This window comes from Brachybacterium tyrofermentans (assembly GCF_039526165.1).
GTDB lineage: Bacteria > Actinomycetota > Actinomycetes > Actinomycetales > Dermabacteraceae > Brachybacterium > Brachybacterium tyrofermentans.
Genome location: NZ_BAAAIR010000013.1, coordinates 1 through 729, shown reverse-complemented (window position 1 = coordinate 729; position 729 = coordinate 1). Strand labels below are relative to the sequence as shown.

1 protein-coding gene is annotated in these 729 nt (G+C 49.2%); it reads right to left on the bottom strand.

The window, feature by feature from the left end:
• A partial coding sequence (gene relB / locus ABD093_RS03045; protein WP_135565270.1) for a type II toxin-antitoxin system RelB family antitoxin occupies positions 1–128 on the bottom strand: 128 nt, incomplete at its 3' end.
• Between the last annotated feature and the right edge of the window lie 601 nt (positions 129–729).

The window sequence follows — 729 nt, the reverse complement described above, 5'->3', positions numbered from 1 at the left end:
TAATCCTCCAGGTCTTCCAGATGCGCCAGTATTGCTTCCCGCGCATAAAACGTCTTTGTTCTGCCGGTTTGCTTCGCCAGCGAGTCCAGACGGGACTCAATCTCATCAGATAACCGGATAGCAAGCATATAAACCTCCCGAACACCATTTGCTATACATGTATATCAACAGTACCACAATCAACCTAAAAGAACAAAAAATAATCTTGTTAGCCCCTCTTGATAATCCGTAACGCGGTCAATATATCTAGCTTGAGGGCTTTCCTCTTAACTATTGAAAGGATAACGATTATGGGTCTTAAGCCGGGTCCGAAACGAATTGCCGATTCAACAGGGGAACCTGATAAACGCCAGCGTGACAATAAAAAAACGCCGGGAAATACTGACAAATTGAAACCCAGCAAATCTTCAAAAAAATAAGTCAGTAGTTAAAAGCCCTCCGGGGCTTTNGGGGTGGCAGTCAGGTAAAACCGGCAACAAACCACCCGATAAACCGCCCCGTTCGCGACAGATAAATTTTACCTGGCTGCATAGCCATGCAGCCAGGTGAATGACATCCGGTTTCAGCGTAAATGCCCGATGAGAACCCTGTTTTCCTGCATTTCAGCCCAGCGACGGACCGTCATAGCTTCGCTGCCGGGAACGCGCTTCCGTCAGTTCCTTTTCGTGCTGCCGTTGCTCGTGCGCCCGTTCTGCGGCCACGGCCATCTCATGACGCTGCACTACCGGC